The sequence below is a fragment of the Streptomyces sp. UG1 genome (assembly GCF_049974585.1).
Taxonomy (GTDB): Bacteria; Actinomycetota; Actinomycetes; order Streptomycetales; family Streptomycetaceae; genus Streptomyces.
On record NZ_JBNGGG010000009.1, the window covers coordinates 126752 to 146620 of the forward strand.

Genomic DNA, 19869 nt, shown 5'->3' on the forward strand with positions numbered 1-19869 from the left:
CATGGACTGGCTGCCGCTGCTCTCCACCCTGGCCGGGGCCGCGATCGGCATCGTCGCCACTCTCATCGCCGATCGGAACCGGTGGAAGCGCGAGGATGCCAAGGAAGCCCTTCGGCTGCGGCTCGACATCTACACGCAGTACACCACCACCGTGAAGGTCCTCGGTGAGACCCTGCGGGCCTTGGCCGAGCGAGAGCACCCTTCCGACGACGAGCGGGCGCTGGCGCTGCGCGAGGCCTTTCGGGACTCCGGCATAGCCACCGCATCCGAACGGATGTGGCTCATCGCGCCCCAACCCGTCGTCAAGGCCTCCAACAGCGTGTTCCACTGTCTGCGAAGCATCTGCGACGGCTACGTCGACGGCACTGCCGTCAGCAGTCCAGAGGACCGTGCCCGCTGGGAGGCGCGGGGCAAGGCAGCCGCCAGGATGCGCAAGCTCATGCGTGAGGATCTCGGCGTCGGTCCACTCGCCGAACGCCACAGTCCCCGCGCGGAGGACCCGGTCGGACCGGCTACAGCCGCTGAATGATCGTCCCGGTGGCCAAACCGCCCCCCGCGCACATCGTCACCAGCGCGAACTCCTTGTCCACGCGCTCCAGCTCATGAAGCGCGGTCGTGATCAGCCGGGCCCCGGTGGCCCCCACCGGGTGCCCGAGTGCGATTCCGCCGCCGTTGACGTTCACCTTCTCCAGGTTCTGATCGAAGACCTGGGCCCAGCTCAATACCACCGACGCGAAGGCCTCGTTGATCTCGACGAGGTCGATGTCCTTCAACGACATCCCGGCCTTTCCGAGCACCGCGTTCGTCGCGTCGATGGGCCCGTCGAGGTGGAAGTGCGGGTCGGCGCCCACCAGCGCCTGCGCGACGATCCGGGCACGGGGCCGTAGTTTCAGGGCGCGTGCCATCCGTTTCGACGCCCACATGATCGCCGCCGCGCCGTCGCTGATCTGGGACGAGTTGCCCGCCGTATGGATGGCCGTCGGCATGACCGGCTTCAGCCCGGCCAGCGCCTCCATGGACGTGTCGCGCAGGCCCTCGTCCTTGTCGACCAGGCGCCACATGCCCTGCCCGGCACGCTGCTCGTCCTCGGTCGTCGGGACCTGGACGGCGAACGTCTCCCGTTTGAACCGCTCCTCCGCCCAGGCGGCCGCGGCCCGCTCCTGGGAGAGCAGTCCGAGAGCGTCGACGTTTTCGCGCGTCAGGCCGCGGTGGCGGGCGATGCGCTCCGCCGCCTCGAACTGGTTGGGCAGGTCCACGTTCCATTCGTCGGGGAACGGCTTCCCGGGCCCGTGCTTGGACCCCGACCCCAGCGGCACCCGGGACATCGCCTCGACGCCGCAACTGATCCCGACGTCGATGACGCCCGCCGCGATCATGTTGGCGGTCATGTGCGACGCCTGCTGCGAGGAGCCGCACTGGCAGTCGACCGTCGTCGCCGCCGTCTCGTACGGCAGGCCCATGGTCAGCCAGGCGGTGCGCGCGGGGTTCATGGACTGTTCGCCGGCGTGGGTCACCGTGCCGCCGACGATCTGCTCGACGCAGTCGGCGGGGATGCCGGTGCGGCCGAGGAGTTCGCGGTAGGTCTCGCCCAGGAGGTAGGCGGGGTGGAGGTTGGCGAGCGCGCCGCCGCGCTTGCCGATGGGGGTGCGTACGGCTTCGACGATCACGGGTTCGGCAGCCATGGGTGCGGATCCTCTCCGAGGCGCTGCGGAACTAGTACGTGTTCTAGTTCTGAGTGCAGTTTGCTGACGGAGGCTGCCTTACCGCAAGGGTCGTGCGGGCAATTGAGGGCTCCATGCCTCTTGCTAGTTGTAGAACCCGTTACTACCGTCTCGGCGATCCCTCCTAGCTGATGGACCGTCAGGAGCTGCTCATGCCCTGTCCCGCGCTTCCCGACGGGTTCGACTTCACCGACCCCGATGTGCTGCACCACCGCGTGCCCCTCCCGGAGTTCGCCGAGCTGCGCCGCGCCGAACCGGTCCGCTGGATCCCGCAGTCGGGCAATGTGGCCGGGTTCCAGGACGGCGGCTACTGGGCGGTGACCCGGCACGCGGACGTCAAGTACGTGTCGACGCACCCGGAGTTGTTCTCGTCCACCCTCAACACCGCGATCATCCGCTTCAACGAGCACATCGAGCGCGATGCGATCGACGCTCAGCGGCTGATCCTGCTGAACATGGACCCGCCCGAGCACACCCGGGTCCGCCAGATCGTCCAGCGCGTGTTCACCCCGCGCTCGATCCGCGCCCTGGAGGAGCGCCTGCGGGAGCGGGCGCTGGCGATCGCCGCGAACGCCCGTGACCGCTCCGGCCCCTTCGACTTCGTCACCGAGGTCGCCTGCGAACTGCCCCTCCAGGCCATCGCCGAGCTGATCGGCATCCCGCAGGACGACCGGGCCAAGATCTTCGACTGGTCCAACAAGATGATCGCGTACGACGATCCCGAGTACGCCATCACCGAGGAGGTCGGGCAGGAGTCGGCCACCGAACTCATCGCGTACGCGATGAACATGGCCGCCGACCGGAAGGAGTGTCCGGCGAAGGACATCGTCACGACGCTGGTGGCGGCGGAGGACGAGGGCAACCTGCGCTCGGACGAGTTCGGGTTCTTCGTGCTGATGCTGGCGGTCGCGGGCAACGAGACCACCCGCAACGCCATCACCCACGGCATGCACGCCTTCCTCACCCACCCCGGACAGTGGGAGCTGTACAAGCGGGAGCGGCCGGCGACGGCGGCCGAGGAGATCGTCCGCTGGGCGACGCCCGTCGTCTCCTTCCAGCGCACGGCCACTGAGGACACGGAGTTGGGCGGAAAGCGCATAAGGAAGGGAGACCGGGTAGGAATCTTCTATGCCTCGGCGAACCACGACCCCGAGGTCTTCGAGAATCCCGACACCTTCGACATCACCCGCGACCCCAATCCCCACCTCGGCTTCGGCGGTGGCGGCCCCCACTACTGCCTGGGCAAGTCCCTGGCGGTGCTGGAGATCGACCTGATCTTCAACGCGGTGGCCGACGCGATGCCGGACCTCCGACTCGCCGGCGACCCGCGCCGCCTACGCTCCGCGTGGATCAACGGTGTGAAGGAACTCCAGGTCAGCACCGGCTGACCCGTCCCGAGGGAGGCAGGAGCACCCCCTATCCCTACGCCCCGTTCCTGCCTCCCCCGAGACGGGCGACACTCACCCCGCGAGCACCGCGGCGACTCTGACGGCCATCTCCTCGTCCGTGGTCAGCGGGGTAGGGGTGTAGTGCAGGACGAAGCGGACGCGTCCGTCACGGGTGGAGAAGACGCGGGTGCGATAGCCGTACACCTCACCGGTCTTTCCCCAGAAGGTCAGGCCGTTCACCGTCACCTTCTGCAGCCCCATGCTGTAGCGCGCCGGGCTGCCGTCCAGCATGCGCACGCTGTCCGGCGGCAGGGTGAAGAGCTTGGCCATGGCGTGGGGCGGCAGCAGCGCGCCGGAGAACAGGGCCCGTTGGAAACGGAAGAGATCGTCGACCGTCGAGACCAGCTCGCCCTCGCCCCAGGTGCTGGACATGTTGAAGACGGTGACGTCCTGGAGGGTGCCGTCGGCCATGCGCAGGTAGCCGTGGAGGTGCGGGCCGTGCAGGTGGGGGTCGCCGCCCGGCAGCAGGGTGTGCCTCAGCCCCAGAGGTTCCAGTACGCGGGACTTGATCACCTCGCCGTACGGCCGTCCCGTCAGCCTCTCGACGAGGAGTGCGAGGAGGACGTAGGAGATGCCCCGGTACTCCTGCTTGGTGCCGGGCGGGAACTTGAGCGGGCGGTCGGCGGGGATCGTGCGGATCCACTGCTCGGGCGTCCACTGGTCGAAGCGGTGGCGCAGGACTGCCTCGGGGGTGGAGTCGTCGGGCAGGCCCTCGTGGTCGGGCAGGCCGCTGGTGTGGTTGAGCAGTTGCCCGACGGTGACCCGCCCGAAGTGCGCCGGGAGCAGGTCCGCGAGGTGCCGCCCGATCGGTGCGTCGAGCTCCAGCCGCCGCTGCGCCCACAGTTGCAGCACGACCGTCGCCACGAACACCTTGGTGACACTCCCCGCACGGAATCTGTCGGCGGGCCGCGGGCGGCGCCCGCCGGCGATGTCGGACACACCCGCGGTGCCGTACCAGTGCTGCTGCCCCTGGGCGACCCGTAACTGGGCGGAGACGGACGGGGGATGCGCGAGATCGGAGATCGCGGCCTGGAGCGCCTCGATGTCGAGCGAACGACCGGCGGGGACGGCTGCCGCCGGCATTGCGCGGGACGCCGCACCGGAGGCCGTGAGAAGGGCCGCGGCGGCCACGGAGCCGCGGACCAGGGAACGTCGGGAGATCCACTCGGATGCCATGGATCACAGCCTGCCGACAATGCCCGCCCGGCCCATCGGGGATGTCCCCGGTCCGCTCCCGGACGCGGCCCTTAGGGCACGCCACGACGGGCGCGGCGGACGGTTGCCGTGATGAAGCAACGGCTCAGTACCAGCCGTTGGCCTGCCAGAAGCCCCAGGCGCCGCACGGGCTGCCGTAGCGGTCCTTCATGTAGTCCAGGCCCCACTCGATCTGGGTGGCCGGGTTGGTCTTCCAGTCGGAGCCGGCCGAGGCCATCTTGTTGCCCGGCAGGGCCTGGACCAGGCCGTAGGCGCCGGAGGAGGCGTTGGTGGCGCTGACGTTCCAGTCGCTCTCGTGGTCGACGATGTTCGAGAAGCACTGGTACTGGGCCGAGTCCGAGATCATCTTCTTCGCTATCGCCTGCGCCGAGGAGGCCGACGAGGTCGACGAGGCCGAGGTCGTCGCGGCCTGCGCGGGGGCGGCGGCGAACAGCGTGCCGGCCGTGGCGGCGGCCAGGGCGGCGCCGGCGAGGGCCTTCTTCGGGGCGGAGGCGCGGCGGAAGAGGGAGACAGCGGACACGGAGAACCCTTCGTCGGGGACAGTCGGAGACATGCGTCGGCGCCGCGGCCCTGTGGGCACGTCGGCGCCGTGCGACGTCGTCAACAGAAGCAGGTCGGGATGGTGTCCGCAATGAGTGCTTTTGCTAGTTGTGGTCGTATGTGGGGGAGCTGCTTGCTGTGTGAGCTGGCTCTCAATGCGCAGGTCAGGGCCTGTTATGGCGTGTGCATGGCGTCTGATTTGCACCACTACGACGGATCGTAGGTGAAGCGGGTCACGTGGGGTGCTTCACCTTGTGGGCGCCTCGAATGTGACCGCGCTCTCGAACGCCGCGCGGCGCGTGGCCCGGCGCAGCGCCTTGAGGATCGCCGGGCCGAGGGTCAGGGTCAGCACGACGGTGACCAGCGCCCGGCCGAGGTCCCAGCCGAGCGAGGTCGCCAGGCAGTACGCGGCGAAGCGGGCCAGATTGCCCAGCGGCCCGGCCTCCGGGTCCGGCGCGATGTTCGAGCCGTCCCGCAGCAGATACGGCCAGCCCTGCATGTTCATCACCGTGCCGTAGGCGAAGGCGGCCAGGAAGCCGTATCCGGCCAGCAGGAACAGCTCCCCCCGGCCGCGCAGCCGGTCCGCGCCCGGCAGCAGCCCGGCGCCCATCGTGAACCACCCCATCGACAGCATCTGGAACGGCATCCACGGCCCCACCCCGCCCGTGAGCAGCGCCGACGCGAACATCGTCACCGAGCCCAGGACGAAGCCGAAGCCCGGTCCGAGGACCCTTCCGCTGAGCACCATCAGGAAGAACATCGGCTCGATGCCGGCCGTCCCCGCGCCCAGCGGGCGCAGCGCGGCACCGGTCGCCGCGAGCACCCCCAGCATCGCCACCGCCTTCGGGCCGAGCCCGGACTCGGAGATCGTCGCCGCGACGATGGCGACGAGCAGGATCAGCAGGCCGGTGAACAGCCAGGGCGCGTCCTGGGCGTGGGCGCTCACCTGCGAGGCGGGCAGCGCGAGAAACGGCCAGCCGAGGGCGGCGGCACCGACGGCGCTGACGAGGGCGAGGGCGGCTATGGAGCGGGGGCCGAGGCGGATGGGGCGGGACTGCCCCTGGGCGCCGGTCACGCCAGGGCCTCGCGTACCTGCGCGACCGTGAGCCACCGCTGCGGGGCCAGGATCTTGGTGACCTGCGGAGCGAAGGACGGGGAGGAGACGACCACGTCCGCGGTCGGGCCGTCGGCGATCACCTCGCCCTCCGCGAGAAGGATCACACGATCCGCCAGCTCGGCCGCCAGCTCCACGTCGTGCGTGGCCAGGACGATGGCGTGGCCCCGCGCCGCGAGGTCGCGCAACAGCGTCACCAGGCGGGCCTTCGCCGCGTAGTCCAGGCCCCGGGTCGGTTCGTCGAGCAGGAGCAGCGGAGGGTCGGCCGTCAGGACGACGGCCAGTGCGAGCGTCAGGCGCTGGCCCTCGGAGAGGTCGCGGGGGTGTGTGTCGTCCGCCACGCCTGGGAGGAGTTCGGAGACCAGGGCTCGGCAGGTGCCGGGTGCTGCGGCTGCGTCGGTGTCGGCGGTCGTGCATTCGGCGGCGACCGTGTCGGCGTAGAGGAGGTCGCGGGGTTCCTGGGGCACGAGACCGGCTCTGCCGACGGTGACCGAACCTGCGGACGGTTTGATGAGGCCGACCAGGGTGTTGAGCAGGGTGGACTTTCCGGCGCCGTTGCGGCCCATCAGGGCGATTGTTTCGCCGGGGGTGAGGGTGAGGTTGATGTGGTTGAGGGCTCGGATGTTGCCGCGGGTGATGGTGAGTTCGTGTACTTCGGCTGCGTGGGGGGTTTGGGGGGTGGGGGTGCGCCTGCGTTGGAACCAGCGGCGGGGGGTGGGTTCGCCAAATGGCTCGGGGGGTGCGGATTGGTGGCGGGTGCGGGTTTGTTGTGGCTGGTCGCGCAGTTCCCCGCGCCCCTTGAGGGCGCCACTGTGCCGTTCGTTGAGTTGTTGACGTAGGTCTGCCGCCTGTCGTCGGGCGTCTCGGACCGTCAGGGGCAACGGGGTCCAGCCCGCCAAGCGGCCCAGGTCCACCACCGGGGGATACACCGGGGATACGGCCATGATCTCCGCCGGCGTGCCGAGGATCGGGGCCTCGCCCGGTGCGGGCAGGAGGGCGATCTGGTCGGCGTACTGGACCACTCGTTCCAGGCGGTGTTCGGCCAGCAGGACCGTCGTGCCGAGGTCGTGGACCAGGCGTTGGAGGACTGCCAGGACCTCCTCCGCGGCGGGTGGGTCCAGGGCCGAGGTGGGCTCGTCCAGGACCAGGACGGCGGGGTGCGGGGTGAGGACCGAGCCGATCGCCACGCGCTGCTGCTGGCCGCCGGAGAGGGTGGCGATGGGGCGGTCGCGGAGGTCGGTGAGGCCGAGGAGGTCCAGGGTCTCCTCGACTCGGCGGCGCATGACGTCGGGGGCCAGTCCCAGCGACTCCATGCCGTAGGCGAGTTCGTCCTCGACCGTGTCGGTCACGAAGTGGGACAGGGGGTCCTGGCCCACCGTGCCGACCACGTCGGCGAGTTCGCGGGGCTTGTGGGTGCGGGTGTCGCGGCCGGCCACCGTGACGCGGCCGCGCAGGGTGCCGCCGGTGAAGTGCGGGACGAGGCCGCTCACCGCGCCGAGGACGGTGGACTTGCCGACACCCGACGGGCCGACGAGGAGGACGAGTTCGCCTTCCGGGACCTCGAAGTCCACGCCCCGGACGGCGGGTTCGGCGGCACCGTCGTACGTCACGGAGACGTTCTCGAAGCGGATCACGACGTCTCCTTGAGGGGCGCTGGGCTGATGAAGGCCGGGAGCAGGCCGATCAGGACGGCTGCCGCGGGCCACAGGGGGAGGGCGGGCGCTTCCAGGGGGACCACGCCGGGGTGCAGGGCCGCCGGGTCGCGGTCGGCGGCGAGGGTCAGCAGGGCCGCGACCGCCGCGCCGGAACCGGCGACCAGCCAGGCGCGGGCGTCCCAGCGGTCCGGGCGGTAACGGGTGCGCAGGGTGCGGCGACCGCCCAGGCGGAGGCCCGCCAGGGCGGCGGCGAGTCCGGCGAGGAGGACGGGCAGGCCGTACGTCCCGCCCTCGGCGGTCAGCAGGCCGTACGTTCCGGCGCAGACGCCCAGCAGGCCGCCGAGGGTGAGCGCGGTCGTCGTACGGCGGACCCGGGGCGGGACGTCGGCGGTACGGCCGTAGCCGCGCGCGTCCATCGCGGCGGCCAGGGCGACCGAGCGCTCCAACGCGCCCTCCAGGACCGGCAGTCCCACGTGCAGCAAGCCCCGGATGCCGGTGTCGGGGCGGCCACGGAGGCGGCGGGCGGCGCGCAGGCGCTGGACGTCGGCGATGAGATGAGGGGCGTAGGTGAGGGCCACGACCACCGCCACGCCCAGCTCGTAGAGGGCGCCGGGCAGGGACTTGAGGAGGCGGGTGGGGTTGGCGAGGGAGTTCGCCGCGCCCACGCAGATGAGCAGGGCCGCCAGCCGCAGGCCGTCGTAGAGGGCGAAGACGAGCGTCTCGACGGTGACCCTGCCGCCCAGACGGAGGCCCTGCGCCCAGTCGGGGAGGGGGATTTCGGGCAGGGTGACGATCACGTGGGTGCCGGGGAGGGGGGAGCCCAGGGCCACGGCGAAGACCAGGCGGATGAGGAGGACGGCGAGCGCGAGCTTGACGAACGCGGTGTAGGAGCGGGCCCACGGGGCGTCCGGGCGGCACGTCGCCACGACGTACGCCGAGGTGGCGATCAGGAGGGTGAGCAGGAGAGGGTTGGTGGTGCGGGTGGCCGCGGTGCCGAGGGCCAGGGCCCACAGCCACCAGGCGCCGGGGTGGAGTTGCGCCCCGGCCATTACGGTCGCCGCCGCCTTGCCTGCCAGATCGCTGCCGCTGCCAGAACGGCCACGGCGGCGATGCCCGCGACGAGGCCCAGCCAGGTGCTGCCGTCGCCGGAGTCGACCTCGGCGCTGTCACTGGTCGGCGCCGGCTCGCGGGCGTCGTCGTCCGACACCTGCTCGCCGCAGCCCTTCCGCGGATAGCCGGCGATCGCGCACAGCAGGGCGTCGGTGTCGTAGCGCAGCGGCTTGGCGACCGCGGCCAGGACCTCCGCCGTCGTCGCGTCGGGGGCCACCCGGGCGCAGGCCGTGCGGCGGGCCGGGGGCGTCTCGCCCGACGGGGCGTCGGCCGGCGTACCGAAGTCGAGGACGAGGGCGACCCGCTTCGTGCCGTCCTGCGCGGGTGTCCGGGCGCAGATCACCGCGAACTCGGCCGCGCCCCTCGGCTGCGCCGCGTCCTTGGAGTCCGCGCTCACCGCGAAGCGGAAGCCCTGCACGTCGCCGTCGGAGGGGCGGGCGGTGGCGGGGCCCTGGGTGGCGTAGATCCAGGTGTCGCCCTTGCGCTCCCAGAAGGACCAGTAGCGGTAGCCGGCGGCCTGGGCGGCCTGGGCCGCGCCGGTCAGGAGGACCAGCGCGGCGAGGAGAAGAGCGACAACGCGGCGGATCACTGCCGTCCGCCCTTGTTGCGGCCGCTCAGCAGGAAGCCGATGCCGATGCCGACGACCAGGAAGACACCGATGTACCACCAGGCGCCGAAGGGGTTGTCCCCGTCGTCCGTCTTCTCCCCCTTCTCCTCCTGGCCGGCTGCCTTCTGGGGTGCCGGGCCGGTCGCGTTGAGCTGCTTGACGAGATCCACGCCCCCGAAGTCGCGCGGGTCGGTGCCGGTGGCGTGGGCGGCGAAGATGAGCTGGGCGTAGGCGGCCGGGCCGCTCTGCTCGGCCCACTTGGCGGAGTTCTGCTCCAGCCAGCGCAGCGGCTTTTGGGCGGCGCCGGCACCGGACCGGGCGGCGAGCGCGACGACCGCGTCGGCCGTGTTGCCGTAGTCGGGCTGGTCCTCGGCGCCGGGGAGGGCGGACTTGAGGTGGCCGTCCTCGGCGAGGGCCCGGGTGAGGTAGGCGGCGCCGTTGGCCGCGGCCTGCTGCGGGGTCCGGTCGCCGCCGTCGGCGCAGGTCGCGTCGGAGGCGGTGGTGCCGGGGCGCACCACGAGCCCCTTGCCGAGCGCACCGAGGATCCCGGCGGCCGTGGCGTCGGCGTTGGCGACCAGGGTGCCCTTCTTGTCCGGCTGGAAGGCGAAGGCGCCGGCGCCGTCACCCGTGCACGGCAGGGCGAGTTCGACCAGGGCGTCGTACGGAGACCGCCCGCCCTTCACGACGCCTGCCGGCTTCTCACCCACGGCGGCGAGCGCGCCGATCACGACCGACGTCGAGTTGGTGTCGCTGGCCCCGACCGCCGCGTACCCCCACCCCCCGTCCTTGTTCTGCACGGACTTCAGCCAGGACACCGCCTTGCCGGTCGCGGCGTCGTGCCCACCGAGTGCGGCGAGTGCCTGTACGGCGGCGGCGGTGCTGTTGGTGTCGACGGGGGTCTTGGCGCCGCAGTCGGCGTCGGCGTCGGCGCGGTAGGGCGCGAAGGCGCCGTTCGCGCACTGCTGCCCCAGCAGCCAGTCCACCGCCCCCTTCGCCGGCCGCACGCCCACCGTGTCCTGCGCGAGCAGCGCGAGGGACTGCCGCCAGACGCCGTCGTAGGTCGGGTCGGTGCCGCCGTACAGCTCGGCGGGGTACGCCCGGGACGGCGACGTGGAAGGGGACTCGTCGGCGGCCGCGGCCGGCGCGGCCGCGCCGATCACGACGGCGACGGCGGCCAGGACCGCGGCGCTGCGGCGGACGTACATGATCGGCGGGTGCCCTTCCCTAAGGGGAACCGGGCAGCACAGGGAGGACCCCCGGCGGCTCGGCTCCGTATACCTCGACGGTGCCGTGCTCCGGCCGGCTGCCGGGCACGTGAGCCGGTCACTGCCCGTACGCGGAGATCCGGCTCACCGGCCTTCGACGACCGGTTCACGGTTGCGGGTCAGCGCCGGATTTGCACCGGCTTTCCCCCGTACGGGTGTGATGACGACGCCGACACTCTACCCGCCCGTAACCGGGACCCCGAGGGCCGCCTGTGCGGGCCGGGGTACGGTCCTCGCACGACGGAGGGGGCGGGGTCGGTGGGGCGACTGCTGGGGACGGGGCGCACGGCCGACGTGTACGAGATCGACGAGGCATGGGTGCTGCGGCGGAACCGGGAGGGCTACGGGGACGCGCTCGCCGAGGGCGCGGTGATGGCCCACGCACGCGCCCACGGCTATCCGGCGCCCCGGGTACGACTGGCCGACTCCTCGCGGACCGAGCTGGTGATGGAGCGGCTGCCGGGGCCGACGATGCTCGGGGCGCTGACCGGGGGGACACTGGGCCCGGACGAGGCGGGCGGCATCCTCGCTCACCTGATCCTCGCCCAGGCCGCCGTCGTCGCCGAGCCCGTCGCCGAAGCCGCCCGCTCCATCCTGACGTCCCTGCTCGCCGACCCTTCCGACCTCACGGAGGCCGGCCTCACCGAGGCCCTGCGCCGGCGCGCGGTCAATCCGACGATGACGCCGCGCGAGATCGAACTACTCGGTGACACAGAGGCGTTGATCCGTACGCTCATGCGCTGATGGCCCGTCAGGCGACGACGGCCACCGCGTCCACTTCGACCAGCACACCCTCCCGCACCAGCCGAGCCACAACCGTCGTACGGGCCGGAAGGGTAGGGCAGTCCGTGAAGAACTCCCGGTAGACGCGGTTGAACTCGGCGAAGTGGGTCCGGTCGGAGAGATAGCAGGTGCAGCGTGCGATCGACCGCCGGTCGCCGCCCGCCGCCGCGACGACGGCCTCGACGTTGGCGAGCACCTGTCGTGCCTGTGCCCCGAAGTCGCCCGGCATGGCACCGGTCGCCGGATCCAGCGGTCCCTGGCCGGACGTGAACAGCAGGGGCCCGCTGCGCACACCCTGCGAGAGCGGCGGCTCGCTGCCGTCGGGGAAGCGGATGAAGGGGGCGCGGTCGGTGTGGACGACGTCGAGGGCGCCGCGGCCCTGTCGTGGGGTGGGGCCGCCGAACGGGAGGTGGAGGGTCCGGGAGGTGAGCAGCCACTGGTCGGACACGCGGCGGAACGTGTCCTCGTAGTGGCCGACCTGGACCGGCGGGGCGGCCGGCACCATGCCGCCCGTCCAGCCTTCGACGCGGTACGTGGTGAAGTACGACGTCGCCTCGGCCGTGTCCTCCGACGTCACCGTGACCCGGATGTTGGACATGACCCGCCGCGAGAGCTTGTCCGCCGGCCGTGCGCCGAAGTACGCCCGCAGCGCCGCCCGTCCCTCCGAGCGGCGCCCGTCCCCCGGAGCAGGCCACTCCCACCAGCCGTCCTCGGTGAACAGCTCGGCGACGGAGGCCGGTTCGCCGAGGTCGAGGCGGTGGACGAAGTCGAGGATGACGCGCTCGCAGGCGCGTTCGGCGAGGAGTCGGTCCAACGGGGCCAAGGCGTTCGGCGTGTTCATGGTGACTGTTATACGGTCACGTACGTCACCGGCTCACTCCCCGCCACCGCCTCCGCCCGCCCCAGCTTCACCAGCCGTCGCAGGTGGGCCTCGGCCTCCGAGACCGCGATGTTCCGTGACCCGTAAGGGATCTGCTCCCAGGGCCGGTTCCACTCCATGCGCTCGGCGAGCTGCCAGGGGGTGAGGGGCTCGGACAGCAACGCCAGCAGTCCGGTGAGCCGTTCCTCGTGGTGGGCCAGCAACTGCCGTACGCGGGACGGGGCGTCGGTGAAGGGGTGCTGGTGGGCCGGGAGGATCTCGGCGGGGGTGAGACCGCCGACGCGTTCGAGGGAGGCGAGGTAGTCACCGAGCGGGTCGGTGACCGTCGCGTCGTCGGGGTCCTCGTACAGGCCGATGTGCGGGGTGATCTCGGGGAGTAGGTGGTCGCCGGAGAACAGGCGGCCGTGGCCGGGCAGTTGGGCCGGGTGGTCCTCCTCCAGGTGCAGGCAGACATGGCCGGGTGTGTGACCCGGGGTCCAGATCGCGCGCAGGCGGCGGCCGGGGAGGTCGAGGAGTTCGCCGGGGACGATCTCGCGGTCGGGGAGGGCGGGGGAGAGGCCGGGGAGTGTGCGGGGCCGGCCCGCCCGCAGGGGCGCGATGTGCTCCTCGGGGGCGCCGGCCGCGGCGAGCTTGGCCGCCATGTACGTGAACCAGCGCTCGGGGCGGGTTCCGCGCGCCCTGCGCACGATCGAGAGATCCGCCTCGTGCATCGCGATCCACGCCCCGGACGCCTCGCGCACCCGACCCGACAGGCCGTGGTGGTCGGGGTGGTGATGGGTGATCACGACACCGTGGATCTCCGCGACCGACGTGCCGCAGGCCGTCAGTCCCTCCGCGAGGATGTCCCAGGACGCCGGGTCGTCCCACCCGGTGTCGACCAGCACCGGGCCGCGGCCGGTCTCGACGACGTACACGAGGGTGTGGCCGAGCGGGTTGTCAGGGATGGGGACCTTCACGGACCGGACGCCGCCGCCGTGGTCGTACACCTGCGTCATGGGCCTCCCCCATCTTGGCTTCCCGTCCTGGCTTCGCCTCGTCCGCCGTCGGCCCGCCGCCTGCCCGCCCACGACCATTGCCCACTATAACTAGAACTGGTATCAGTTCTGAAACAGCGTCAGCTCCGCAGGAGGCGTCGGCCATGACCGAGCTCGTGGAACACGGACAGCTTTTCATCGGCGGGGAGTTGACCGATCCCCTGGGCAAGGACGTCATCGAGGTGATCTCGCCGCACACGGAACAGGTCATCGGACGCGTGCCGCACGCCTCGCCCGCCGACGTCGACCGGGCGGTCGCGGTGGCGCGCAGGGCGTTCGACGAGGGGCCCTGGCCGCGGATGAGCCTCGACGAGCGGATCGAGGTCGTCACCCGCATCAAGGACGGGATCGCGATGCGGCACGAGGAGATCGCGCGGGTCATCTCCTCCGAGAACGGCACCCCGTACACCTCGTCCGTGATGGTGCAGGCGCTCGCCTCGATGATGGCCTGGGACGCGGCGATCACCGTCGCCCGCGGCTTCCCGTACGAGGAGAGGCGCGACGGCGTGCTCGGCAAGCTGCTGGTGCGGCGCGAGCCCGTCGGCGTGGTCGCGGCCGTCGTGCCGTGGAACGTGCCGCAGTTCACCGCCGCCGCCAAGCTCGCGCCCGCGCTGCTCGCGGGCTGCTCGGCGATCCTGAAGGTGTCGCCCGAGACCCCGCTGGACGCCTATCTGCTGGCGGAGATCGTCGCCGAGGCGGGGCTGCCCGAGGGCGTGCTGTCGATCCTGCCCGCCGACCGCGAGGTCAGCGAGTACCTGGTCGGACACTCCGGTGTCGACAAGGTCTCCTTCACCGGCTCGGTGGCGGCGGGCAAGCGGGTCATGGAGGTCTGCGCACGCAATCTCACCCGCGTCACCCTGGAGCTGGGCGGCAAGTCGGCCGCGGTGATCCTGCCGGATGCGCATGTCGACACGGCCGTGGTCGGCATCGCGCCCTTCGCCTGGATGATCAACGGCCAGGCGTGCGTGGCGCAGACCCGCATCCTCGTGCCGCGCAGCCGCTACGACGAGTTCGCCGAGGCCTTCGCCGCCACCGCGGGTGCCTACAAGGTCGGCGACCCGCTCGATCCGGCCACGGAGGTGGGGCCGCTGGTCGCCGAACGCCAGCGCCGGCGCAGCCTCGACTACATCCGCATCGGCCAGGAGGAGGGCGCGAAGATCCTCACGGGCGGCGGGCGTCCGCCGGGCCTGGACCGGGGCTGGTACGTCGAGCCGACCCTCTTCGGCGACGTCGACAACTCGATGCGGATCGCCCGCGAGGAGATCTTCGGCCCGGTGATCTGCCTCCTGCCCTACGGCGACGAGTCCGAGGCCGTGAAGATCGCCAACGACTCCGACTACGGCCTGAGCGGCAGCGTCTGGACGGCCGACACCGCGCACGGCATCGAGGTCGCGCGGCAGGTCCGTACCGGCACCTACTCGGTGAACACCTTCAGCCTGGACATGCTGGGCCCGTTCGGCGGCTACAAGAACTCCGGGCTGGGGCGGGAGTTCGGGCCCGAGGGGTACGGCGAGTACCTGGAGCACAAGATGATCCACCTCCCGGCCGGCTGGGAGGCGTGAGGGGGCATGGGCGACCGCTGGCACGTCGAGGTCGACCGGTCGGTGTGCATCGGCTCGGCCCAGTGCGTCCACCACGCCCCCGACCACTTCCGCCTCGACGCCGGCCGCCAGTCCCATCCGGCCGACCCGGAGACCGACGCGAACGAGCGGATCCTGGCGGCGGCCGAGAGCTGCCCGGTGGAGGCGATCGTGGTCACGCTGCTGGGGAGCGGGGAGCCGGTGTTCCCGCCGGAGGAATAGGAAAAGTCCCCTTTGGGGGGTTTCATTTCGGACCGTGTGTCCTACCCTGAAAGTAGGCCTACGGGACGAGTGAGGGAGTTCGAACCGGAGTAGCCGACTCTGGCAGGAAGCAGACGGTTTCCGCCGGGGCCGACGTCGACGGTCCGGGCTGAGAGGCCTGAAAGTCGGAAGACCGAGAGGTCGGAAGACCGGAAGGCGACCCCTATCACCTGATCCGGGTAATACCGGCGAAGGGAACCCGTCTCGTAGGTCGTTGTCGTGCGTCCGTGGGGTCGTGGCTCATGCGTCCGCGGCTCACGTGTCCGTGGGTGCCGTCAGGTCGATCAGGCGGCACACCGTCTCGATGTCGATCTTCACCTGGGCGATCGAGGCGCGGCCCGACAGCCAGGTGATCAGGGCCGAGTGCCAGGTGTGCTCGATGACGCGGACGGCGGAGAGCTGCTCGGGCGTCGGGTTCTCCAGCCCCATCGCGTCCAGGATGATCACCGTGGTCTGCCGGGAGACCTGGTCGACCTCGGGGGACACGCTCCGGTCGGCGAACGTCAGCGCCCGGACCATCGCGTCGGCCAGATGCGGCTCGCGCTGCAGGGCACGGAAGGCGCGCATCAGCGTCTCCGCGACCCGCTCCGCGGCCGTCTCGCCCTGCGGGGGCTTCTTGCGCAGCGTGCCGTGCATGTGCTCGAGCTGGTCCTGCATCGTGGCGACCAGCAGATGCACCTTGGACGGGAAGTACCGGTACAGCGTGCCGAGCGCCACCTGTGAGGACTCCGCGACCTCCCGCATCTGGACGGCGTCGAAGCCGCCCCTGCTGGCGAGCTGCGCGCTGGCGTGCAGGATGCGCCGGCGGCGGGCCTCCTGCCGCTCGGTGAGGGGCGGTGAGGCGGGGCTCGCGCTACTGACTTCCGCAGGCATGGATCCCGTTCCGTGACAGTCGGTGAGGGTGAGTGACCGGACAGAGCATGCCAGGGCGACGGCCGTGGCGTGAATCACCCGATCCACCGCTCACAGCGGCGCTACCTGCCGGTAGATTCAGAGCCTCTTGAACGATCAAGTCTGAAACTTGTTCTAGATTAGCGTCCCGTCGTAATCTCGCGGGACAGAGCAGGGAGAAGGGGGCCTGGAGTGACCGCTGAGGCCAGGGAGGCCGGGCCCTCACAGGACCCCGCCGCCGACGGCGAGCGACCGCTCGACATCGCGCTTCTCACCTATAAGGGGAACCCGTTCTGCGGCGGCCAGGGCGTCTACGTACGGCACCTCTCCCGCGAGCTGGCCCGCCTCGGCCACCGCGTCGAGGTCATCGGCTCCCAGCCCTACCCCGTCCTCGACGAGGGCGCCGACTACGCCGACCGCCTCACCCTCACCGAACTCCCCAGTCTCGACCTCTACCGCCAGCCCGACCCCTTCCGCACCCCGAAGCGCGACGAGTACCGCGACTGGATCGACGCGCTGGAAGTGGCGACCATGTGGACCGGCGGCTTCCCCGAGCCGCTGACCTTCTCGCTGCGCGCCCGCCGCCATCTGCGCGCCAGGCGAGGGGACTTCGACGTCGTACACGACAACCAGACCCTGGGATACGGGTTGTTGGGAGACGTGGGCGCCCCCCTCGTCACCACCATCCACCACCCCATCACCGTCGACCGCAAGCTCGAACTGGACGCCGCGGAGGGCCGCCGCCGACGGCTGTCCGTACGCCGCTGGTACGCCTTCACCCGCATGCAGAAGCGGGTCGCGCGCCGCCTGCCGTCCGTGCTGACCGTCTCCGGCACCTCCCGCGAGGAGATCGTCGACCACCTCGGCGTACGGCAGGACCGCATCCACGTCGTGCACATCGGCGCGGACACCGACCTCTTCTCGCCGGATCCCTCGATACGCCGCGTCCCGGGCCGGATCGTCACCACCTCCAGCGCGGATGTCCCCCTCAAGGGGCTGGTCTTCCTCGTCGAAGCGCTCGCCAAGGTGCGCGCCGAGCACCCCGACGCCCACCTCGTCGTCGTCGGCAAGCGGCCCGAGGAGGGCCCGGTCGCGCAGGCGATGGAACGCTACGGCCTCGAAGGCGCCGTCGACTTCGTCAAGGGCATCTCCGACGCGGAACTCGTCGACCTGGTCCGCTCGGCCGAGGTCGCCTGCGTCCCCTCGCTCTACGAGGGCTTCTCCCTGCCGGCCGCCGAGGCCATGGCCACGGGCACGCCGCTGCTCGCGACGACGGGCGGCGCGATCCCGGAGGTCGCCGGGCGCGACGGCGAGACCTGTCTTGCGGTGCCGCCGGGCGACGCGGGGGCGCTGGCCGCCGGGCTGAACCGACTGCTCGGCGATCCGGAACTACGGGCACGGCTGGGCGCCGCCGGACGTGAGCGAGTGCTCCGGCACTTCACCTGGGCGCGGGCCGCCGAGGGCACGGTGGCCCGCTACCGCGAGGCGATCGCCGGCCCCACGGGCACGCCACCGAGCCGCCCCGCGGCCCCACACACATTCGCCACCCAGCAACTCGCCGCATCCAACCCCGAAAGCAGGGCCACGTGCTGACCGTCGACTTCTCCCGGTTCCCGCTCGCCCCGGGCGACCGTGTCCTGGACCTCGGCTGCGGTGCCGGCCGGCACGCCTTCGAGTGCTACCGGCGCGGCGCCCAGGTCGTGGCCCTGGACCAGAACGGGGAGGAGATCCGCGAGGTCGCCAAGTGGTTCGCGGCGATGAAGGAGGCGGGGGAGGCACCGGAGGGAGCCACCGCCACCGCCATGGAGGGCGACGCCCTGGCCCTCCCCTTCCCGGACGAGTCCTTCGACGTCGTCATCATCTCCGAGGTCATGGAGCACATCCCCGACGACAAGGGCGTCCTCGCCGAGATGGTGCGGGTGCTCAGGCCCGGCGGCCGTATCGCCATCACCGTCCCGCGCTACGGCCCCGAGAAGGTGTGCTGGGCCCTGTCCGACGAGTACCACGAGGTCGAGGGCGGCCACATCCGCATCTACAAGGCGGACGAACTGCTGACCAGGATCCGCGAGGCCGGCCTCAAGCCGTACGGCACCCACCACGCCCACGCCCTGCACTCGCCGTACTGGTGGCTGAAGTGCGCGTTCGGCGTCGACAACGACAAGGCGCTGCCGGTGCGGGCGTACCACAAGCTGCTGGTCTGGGACATCATGAAGAAACCGCTGGCGACGAGGGTCGCCGAACAGGCCCTCAACCCCCTGATCGGCAAGAGCTTCGTGGCGTACGCGACCAAGCCGCACCTTCCCCAGGTGGCCACCTCGTGACCACTCCCCGGACAGAACACCTCGTCCTGCCCGGGGTCCTCACCGCCGAGCAGGCCGCCGCGACCGTGGCCGGCATTCTCGCCGTACAGCGGGAGGACGGGGCGATCCCGTGGTTCCGCGGGCACCACCTCGACCCGTGGGACCACGTCGAGGCGGCGATGGCCCTGGACGCGGCGGGCGAGCACGCGGCCGCCGAGCGCGCGTACGTATGGCTCGCGACCCACCAGAACAAGGACGGCTCCTGGTACGCCGCCTACCAGGACGGCGCCTTCGACGACATCACCGACACCGGCCGCGAGACCAACTTCGTCGCCTACATCGCCGTAGGAGTCTGGCACCACTACCTCTCCACCGGCGACGACACGTTCCTAGACCGCATGTGGCCGTCCGTCCACTCCGCGATCGAGTTCGTCCTCCAGCTCCAGCAGCCCGGCGGCCAGATCGGATGGCGACGGGACGAAGACGGCACGGCGACGGCCGACGCCCTGCTGACCGGCTCGTCCTCCATCCACCACGCGCTGCGGTGCGCCCTGGCGATCGCCGAGCAGCGTGAAGAGCCGCAACCGGACTGGGAGTTGGCGGCGGGGGCGCTGCGGCACGCGATCCGCCGGCACCCGGAGCGGTTCCTGGACAAGGACCGCTACTCGATGGACTGGTACTACCCGGTGCTGGGCGGGGCGTTGACGGGCGCGGAGGCCAAGGCTCGGGTGGAGGAGGGCTGGGAGCGGTTCGTCGTCCCCGGGCTGGGGGTGCGGTGCGTGGTCCCGAACCCCTGGGTGACGGGAGGCGAGTCCGCCGAACTCGCGCTGGCCCTCTGGGCGATGGGGGAATCGGACCACGCGCTGGAGATCCTCCAGTCGATCCAGCACCTGCGGGACCCGGAGACCGGCCTGTACTGGACCGGATACGTCTTCGAGGACGACGCGATCTGGCCGCGCGAACTCACGACCTGGACGGCCGGGTCGCTGCTGCTGGCCGTCGCCGCGCTGGGCGGTGACGAGGCGACGTGCGCGGTGTTCGGCGGGGACCGGTTGCCGACGGGGCTGGATCCGGACTGCTGCGCTTGAGGGATCGGGGCGCTTCAGCGGCGGTGGATTCGGTGGGTCCGGTGGGTCCGATGGGTCCGATTGGCTATGGCGTGGCCCACGAACAGATACACCACCGCCGCCAGGCCGTAACCGGCCACGACCCTCGCCCACTCCTCGTCGAACGTGAACAGACCACGCACCACCCCGCCAGCCAGCGGGCCGCGTCATGGATGAACTGGACGAACTCGTTGGCGCGGTTCGCGTCCAGCAGATACATCAGAATCCACAGGCCCAGGATCAGGGCCATCACATCGGCGACGATCGCTATGACCGTGCCGGCCTGATTGGCACCCTTGCCATATCGAGGGGACATGCCCTCCGGGTAGCCCCTGGGGTGTGGCTGAAACCTCGTACGA

General features: G+C 71.3%; 19 protein-coding genes, 2 pseudogenes and 1 riboswitch. Of the genes and pseudogenes, 8 read left to right on the forward strand and 13 right to left on the reverse strand.

All coding sequences use genetic code 11. The annotated features are described in order from the left end of the window. Nucleotide 1: 1 nt before the first annotated feature. Nucleotides 2-529 carry a hypothetical protein gene (locus ACP4J3_RS12525; protein ID WP_426533457.1) on the forward strand — a complete coding sequence of 176 codons (528 nt, stop codon included), beginning with the start codon at nucleotides 2-4 and terminating at the stop codon, nucleotides 527-529. Here the strand turns inward: ACP4J3_RS12525 and ACP4J3_RS12530 are convergent. Then, entirely contained in the window at nucleotides 513-1682 is a 1170-nt protein-coding gene (locus ACP4J3_RS12530; RefSeq protein ID WP_426533459.1) for a steroid 3-ketoacyl-CoA thiolase, read from the reverse strand. The genes ACP4J3_RS12525 and ACP4J3_RS12530 overlap by 17 nt on opposite strands. Nucleotides 1683-1873: 191 nt before the next feature. Between ACP4J3_RS12530 and ACP4J3_RS12535 the strand changes: the two genes are divergently transcribed. Beyond that, nucleotides 1874-3109 carry a cytochrome P450 gene (locus ACP4J3_RS12535; protein ID WP_426533461.1) on the forward strand — a complete coding sequence of 412 codons (1236 nt, stop codon included), beginning with the start codon at nucleotides 1874-1876 and terminating at the stop codon, nucleotides 3107-3109. 72 nt (nucleotides 3110-3181) lie between these two features. On the opposite strand, the gene ACP4J3_RS12540 is transcribed toward ACP4J3_RS12535, so the two are convergent. From ACP4J3_RS12540 to ACP4J3_RS12570, 7 genes are all read right to left on the reverse strand, one after another. Next, complete coding sequence (locus ACP4J3_RS12540; RefSeq protein WP_426533463.1) at nucleotides 3182-4345, reverse strand: serine hydrolase domain-containing protein; 1164 nt, start codon at nucleotides 4343-4345, stop codon at nucleotides 3182-3184. Between the two features lie 124 nt (nucleotides 4346-4469). After that, nucleotides 4470-4904 (reverse strand): transglycosylase SLT domain-containing protein, encoded by a 435-nt coding sequence (locus tag ACP4J3_RS12545; protein ID WP_426533465.1) that lies wholly within the window; start codon nucleotides 4902-4904, stop codon nucleotides 4470-4472. Nucleotides 4905-5171: 267 nt separating this feature from the next. Continuing rightward, a complete protein-coding gene (locus ACP4J3_RS12550; RefSeq protein ID WP_426533467.1) occupies nucleotides 5172-5999 on the reverse strand; it encodes an ECF transporter S component in 828 nt (275 codons plus the stop codon). Beyond that, on the reverse strand, nucleotides 5996-7672 hold the full coding sequence (locus ACP4J3_RS12555) for an ABC transporter ATP-binding protein (RefSeq protein ID WP_426533469.1): 1677 nt from the start codon (nucleotides 7670-7672) through the stop codon (nucleotides 5996-5998). Before ACP4J3_RS12555 ends, ACP4J3_RS12550 begins: the two co-directional genes overlap by 4 nt. Further along, nucleotides 7669-8742 carry an energy-coupling factor transporter transmembrane component T gene (locus ACP4J3_RS12560; protein ID WP_426533471.1) on the reverse strand — a complete coding sequence of 358 codons (1074 nt, stop codon included), beginning with the start codon at nucleotides 8740-8742 and terminating at the stop codon, nucleotides 7669-7671. The genes ACP4J3_RS12555 and ACP4J3_RS12560 overlap by 4 nt, the downstream gene beginning before the upstream one ends. Next, on the reverse strand, nucleotides 8742-9392 hold the full coding sequence (locus ACP4J3_RS12565) for an SCO2322 family protein (RefSeq protein ID WP_426533473.1): 651 nt from the start codon (nucleotides 9390-9392) through the stop codon (nucleotides 8742-8744). The genes ACP4J3_RS12560 and ACP4J3_RS12565 overlap by 1 nt, the downstream gene beginning before the upstream one ends. Continuing rightward, entirely contained in the window at nucleotides 9389-10615 is a 1227-nt protein-coding gene (locus ACP4J3_RS12570) for a prenyltransferase/squalene oxidase repeat-containing protein (protein ID WP_426533475.1), read from the reverse strand. The genes ACP4J3_RS12565 and ACP4J3_RS12570 overlap by 4 nt, the downstream gene beginning before the upstream one ends. Nucleotides 10616-10728: 113 nt before the next feature. Continuing rightward, a riboswitch (cobalamin riboswitch) is annotated at nucleotides 10729-10868 on the reverse strand. Between the two features lie 65 nt (nucleotides 10869-10933). Here ACP4J3_RS12570 and ACP4J3_RS12575 point away from each other — a divergent pair. Further along, nucleotides 10934-11419: a phosphotransferase gene (locus ACP4J3_RS12575; RefSeq protein ID WP_426533477.1), complete on the forward strand. Its 486-nt coding sequence runs from the start codon at nucleotides 10934-10936 to the stop codon at nucleotides 11417-11419. A 7-nt stretch (nucleotides 11420-11426) separates the two neighbouring features. On the opposite strand, the gene ACP4J3_RS12580 is transcribed toward ACP4J3_RS12575, so the two are convergent. From ACP4J3_RS12580 to ACP4J3_RS12590, 3 genes and pseudogenes are all read right to left on the reverse strand, one after another. Beyond that, on the reverse strand, nucleotides 11427-11792 hold the full coding sequence (locus ACP4J3_RS12580; RefSeq protein ID WP_426533641.1) for a RidA family protein: 366 nt from the start codon (nucleotides 11790-11792) through the stop codon (nucleotides 11427-11429). A 48-nt stretch (nucleotides 11793-11840) separates the two neighbouring features. After that, nucleotides 11841-12299: pseudogene (locus tag ACP4J3_RS12585) on the reverse strand (nuclear transport factor 2 family protein); the annotation flags it as partial. Nucleotides 12300-12307: 8 nt separating this feature from the next. Beyond that, the gene (locus tag ACP4J3_RS12590; RefSeq protein ID WP_426533479.1) at nucleotides 12308-13333 is read right to left on the reverse strand and encodes an MBL fold metallo-hydrolase; all 1026 of its coding nucleotides are present in this window, start codon (nucleotides 13331-13333) and stop codon (nucleotides 12308-12310) included. A 143-nt stretch (nucleotides 13334-13476) separates the two neighbouring features. On the opposite strand from ACP4J3_RS12590, the gene ACP4J3_RS12595 reads away from it, so the two are divergent. Both ACP4J3_RS12595 and ACP4J3_RS12600 read left to right on the forward strand, forming a co-directional pair. After that, entirely contained in the window at nucleotides 13477-14934 is a 1458-nt protein-coding gene (locus tag ACP4J3_RS12595) for an aldehyde dehydrogenase (protein ID WP_426533481.1), read from the forward strand. A 6-nt stretch (nucleotides 14935-14940) separates the two neighbouring features. Beyond that, a complete protein-coding gene (locus ACP4J3_RS12600; RefSeq protein WP_426533483.1) occupies nucleotides 14941-15174 on the forward strand; it encodes a ferredoxin in 234 nt (77 codons plus the stop codon). A gap of 294 nt (nucleotides 15175-15468) precedes the next feature. On the opposite strand, the gene ACP4J3_RS12605 is transcribed toward ACP4J3_RS12600, so the two are convergent. Continuing rightward, the gene (locus tag ACP4J3_RS12605; RefSeq protein WP_426533485.1) at nucleotides 15469-16086 is read right to left on the reverse strand and encodes a TetR family transcriptional regulator; all 618 of its coding nucleotides are present in this window, start codon (nucleotides 16084-16086) and stop codon (nucleotides 15469-15471) included. Nucleotides 16087-16296: 210 nt separating this feature from the next. Here ACP4J3_RS12605 and ACP4J3_RS12610 point away from each other — a divergent pair, with 210 nt between their 5' ends. Genes ACP4J3_RS12610 through ACP4J3_RS12620 form a run of 3 tightly spaced genes read left to right on the forward strand, consistent with a single transcriptional unit; the run spans nucleotide 16297 to nucleotide 19492 of the window. Beyond that, nucleotides 16297-17697 carry a glycosyltransferase family 4 protein gene (locus ACP4J3_RS12610; protein WP_426533487.1) on the forward strand — a complete coding sequence of 467 codons (1401 nt, stop codon included), beginning with the start codon at nucleotides 16297-16299 and terminating at the stop codon, nucleotides 17695-17697. Continuing rightward, the gene (locus ACP4J3_RS12615) at nucleotides 17691-18425 is read left to right on the forward strand and encodes a class I SAM-dependent methyltransferase (RefSeq protein WP_426533489.1); all 735 of its coding nucleotides are present in this window, start codon (nucleotides 17691-17693) and stop codon (nucleotides 18423-18425) included. The genes ACP4J3_RS12610 and ACP4J3_RS12615 overlap by 7 nt, the downstream gene beginning before the upstream one ends. After that, nucleotides 18422-19492, forward strand: a complete 1071-nt coding sequence (locus ACP4J3_RS12620; protein WP_426533491.1) for a prenyltransferase — start codon at nucleotides 18422-18424, stop codon at nucleotides 19490-19492. The genes ACP4J3_RS12615 and ACP4J3_RS12620 overlap by 4 nt, the downstream gene beginning before the upstream one ends. Nucleotides 19493-19506: 14 nt before the next feature. Here ACP4J3_RS12620 and ACP4J3_RS12625 read toward each other — a convergent pair. Beyond that, nucleotides 19507-19826, reverse strand: a pseudogene (locus ACP4J3_RS12625) (hypothetical protein). Nucleotides 19827-19869: the final 43 nt, after the last annotated feature.

Excerpts from the sequence above, each read along its gene's own strand:
- ACP4J3_RS12525 (WP_426533457.1), top strand. The coding sequence starts at position 2 with ATGGACTGGCTGCCGCTGCTCTCCACCCTGGCCGGGGCCGCGATCGGC.
- ACP4J3_RS12530 (WP_426533459.1), bottom strand. The coding sequence starts at position 1,682 with ATGGCTGCCGAACCCGTGATCGTCGAAGCCGTACGCACCCCCATCGGC.
- ACP4J3_RS12535 (WP_426533461.1), top strand. The coding sequence starts at position 1,874 with ATGCCCTGTCCCGCGCTTCCCGACGGGTTCGACTTCACCGACCCCGAT.
- ACP4J3_RS12540 (WP_426533463.1), bottom strand. The coding sequence starts at position 4,345 with ATGGCATCCGAGTGGATCTCCCGACGTTCCCTGGTCCGCGGCTCCGTG.
- ACP4J3_RS12560 (WP_426533471.1), bottom strand. The coding sequence starts at position 8,742 with ATGGCCGGGGCGCAACTCCACCCCGGCGCCTGGTGGCTGTGGGCCCTG.
- ACP4J3_RS12570 (WP_426533475.1), bottom strand. The coding sequence starts at position 10,615 with ATGTACGTCCGCCGCAGCGCCGCGGTCCTGGCCGCCGTCGCCGTCGTG.
- ACP4J3_RS12590 (WP_426533479.1), bottom strand. The coding sequence starts at position 13,333 with ATGACGCAGGTGTACGACCACGGCGGCGGCGTCCGGTCCGTGAAGGTC.
- ACP4J3_RS12595 (WP_426533481.1), top strand. The coding sequence starts at position 13,477 with ATGACCGAGCTCGTGGAACACGGACAGCTTTTCATCGGCGGGGAGTTG.
- ACP4J3_RS12600 (WP_426533483.1), top strand. The coding sequence starts at position 14,941 with ATGGGCGACCGCTGGCACGTCGAGGTCGACCGGTCGGTGTGCATCGGC.
- ACP4J3_RS12605 (WP_426533485.1), bottom strand. The coding sequence starts at position 16,086 with ATGCCTGCGGAAGTCAGTAGCGCGAGCCCCGCCTCACCGCCCCTCACC.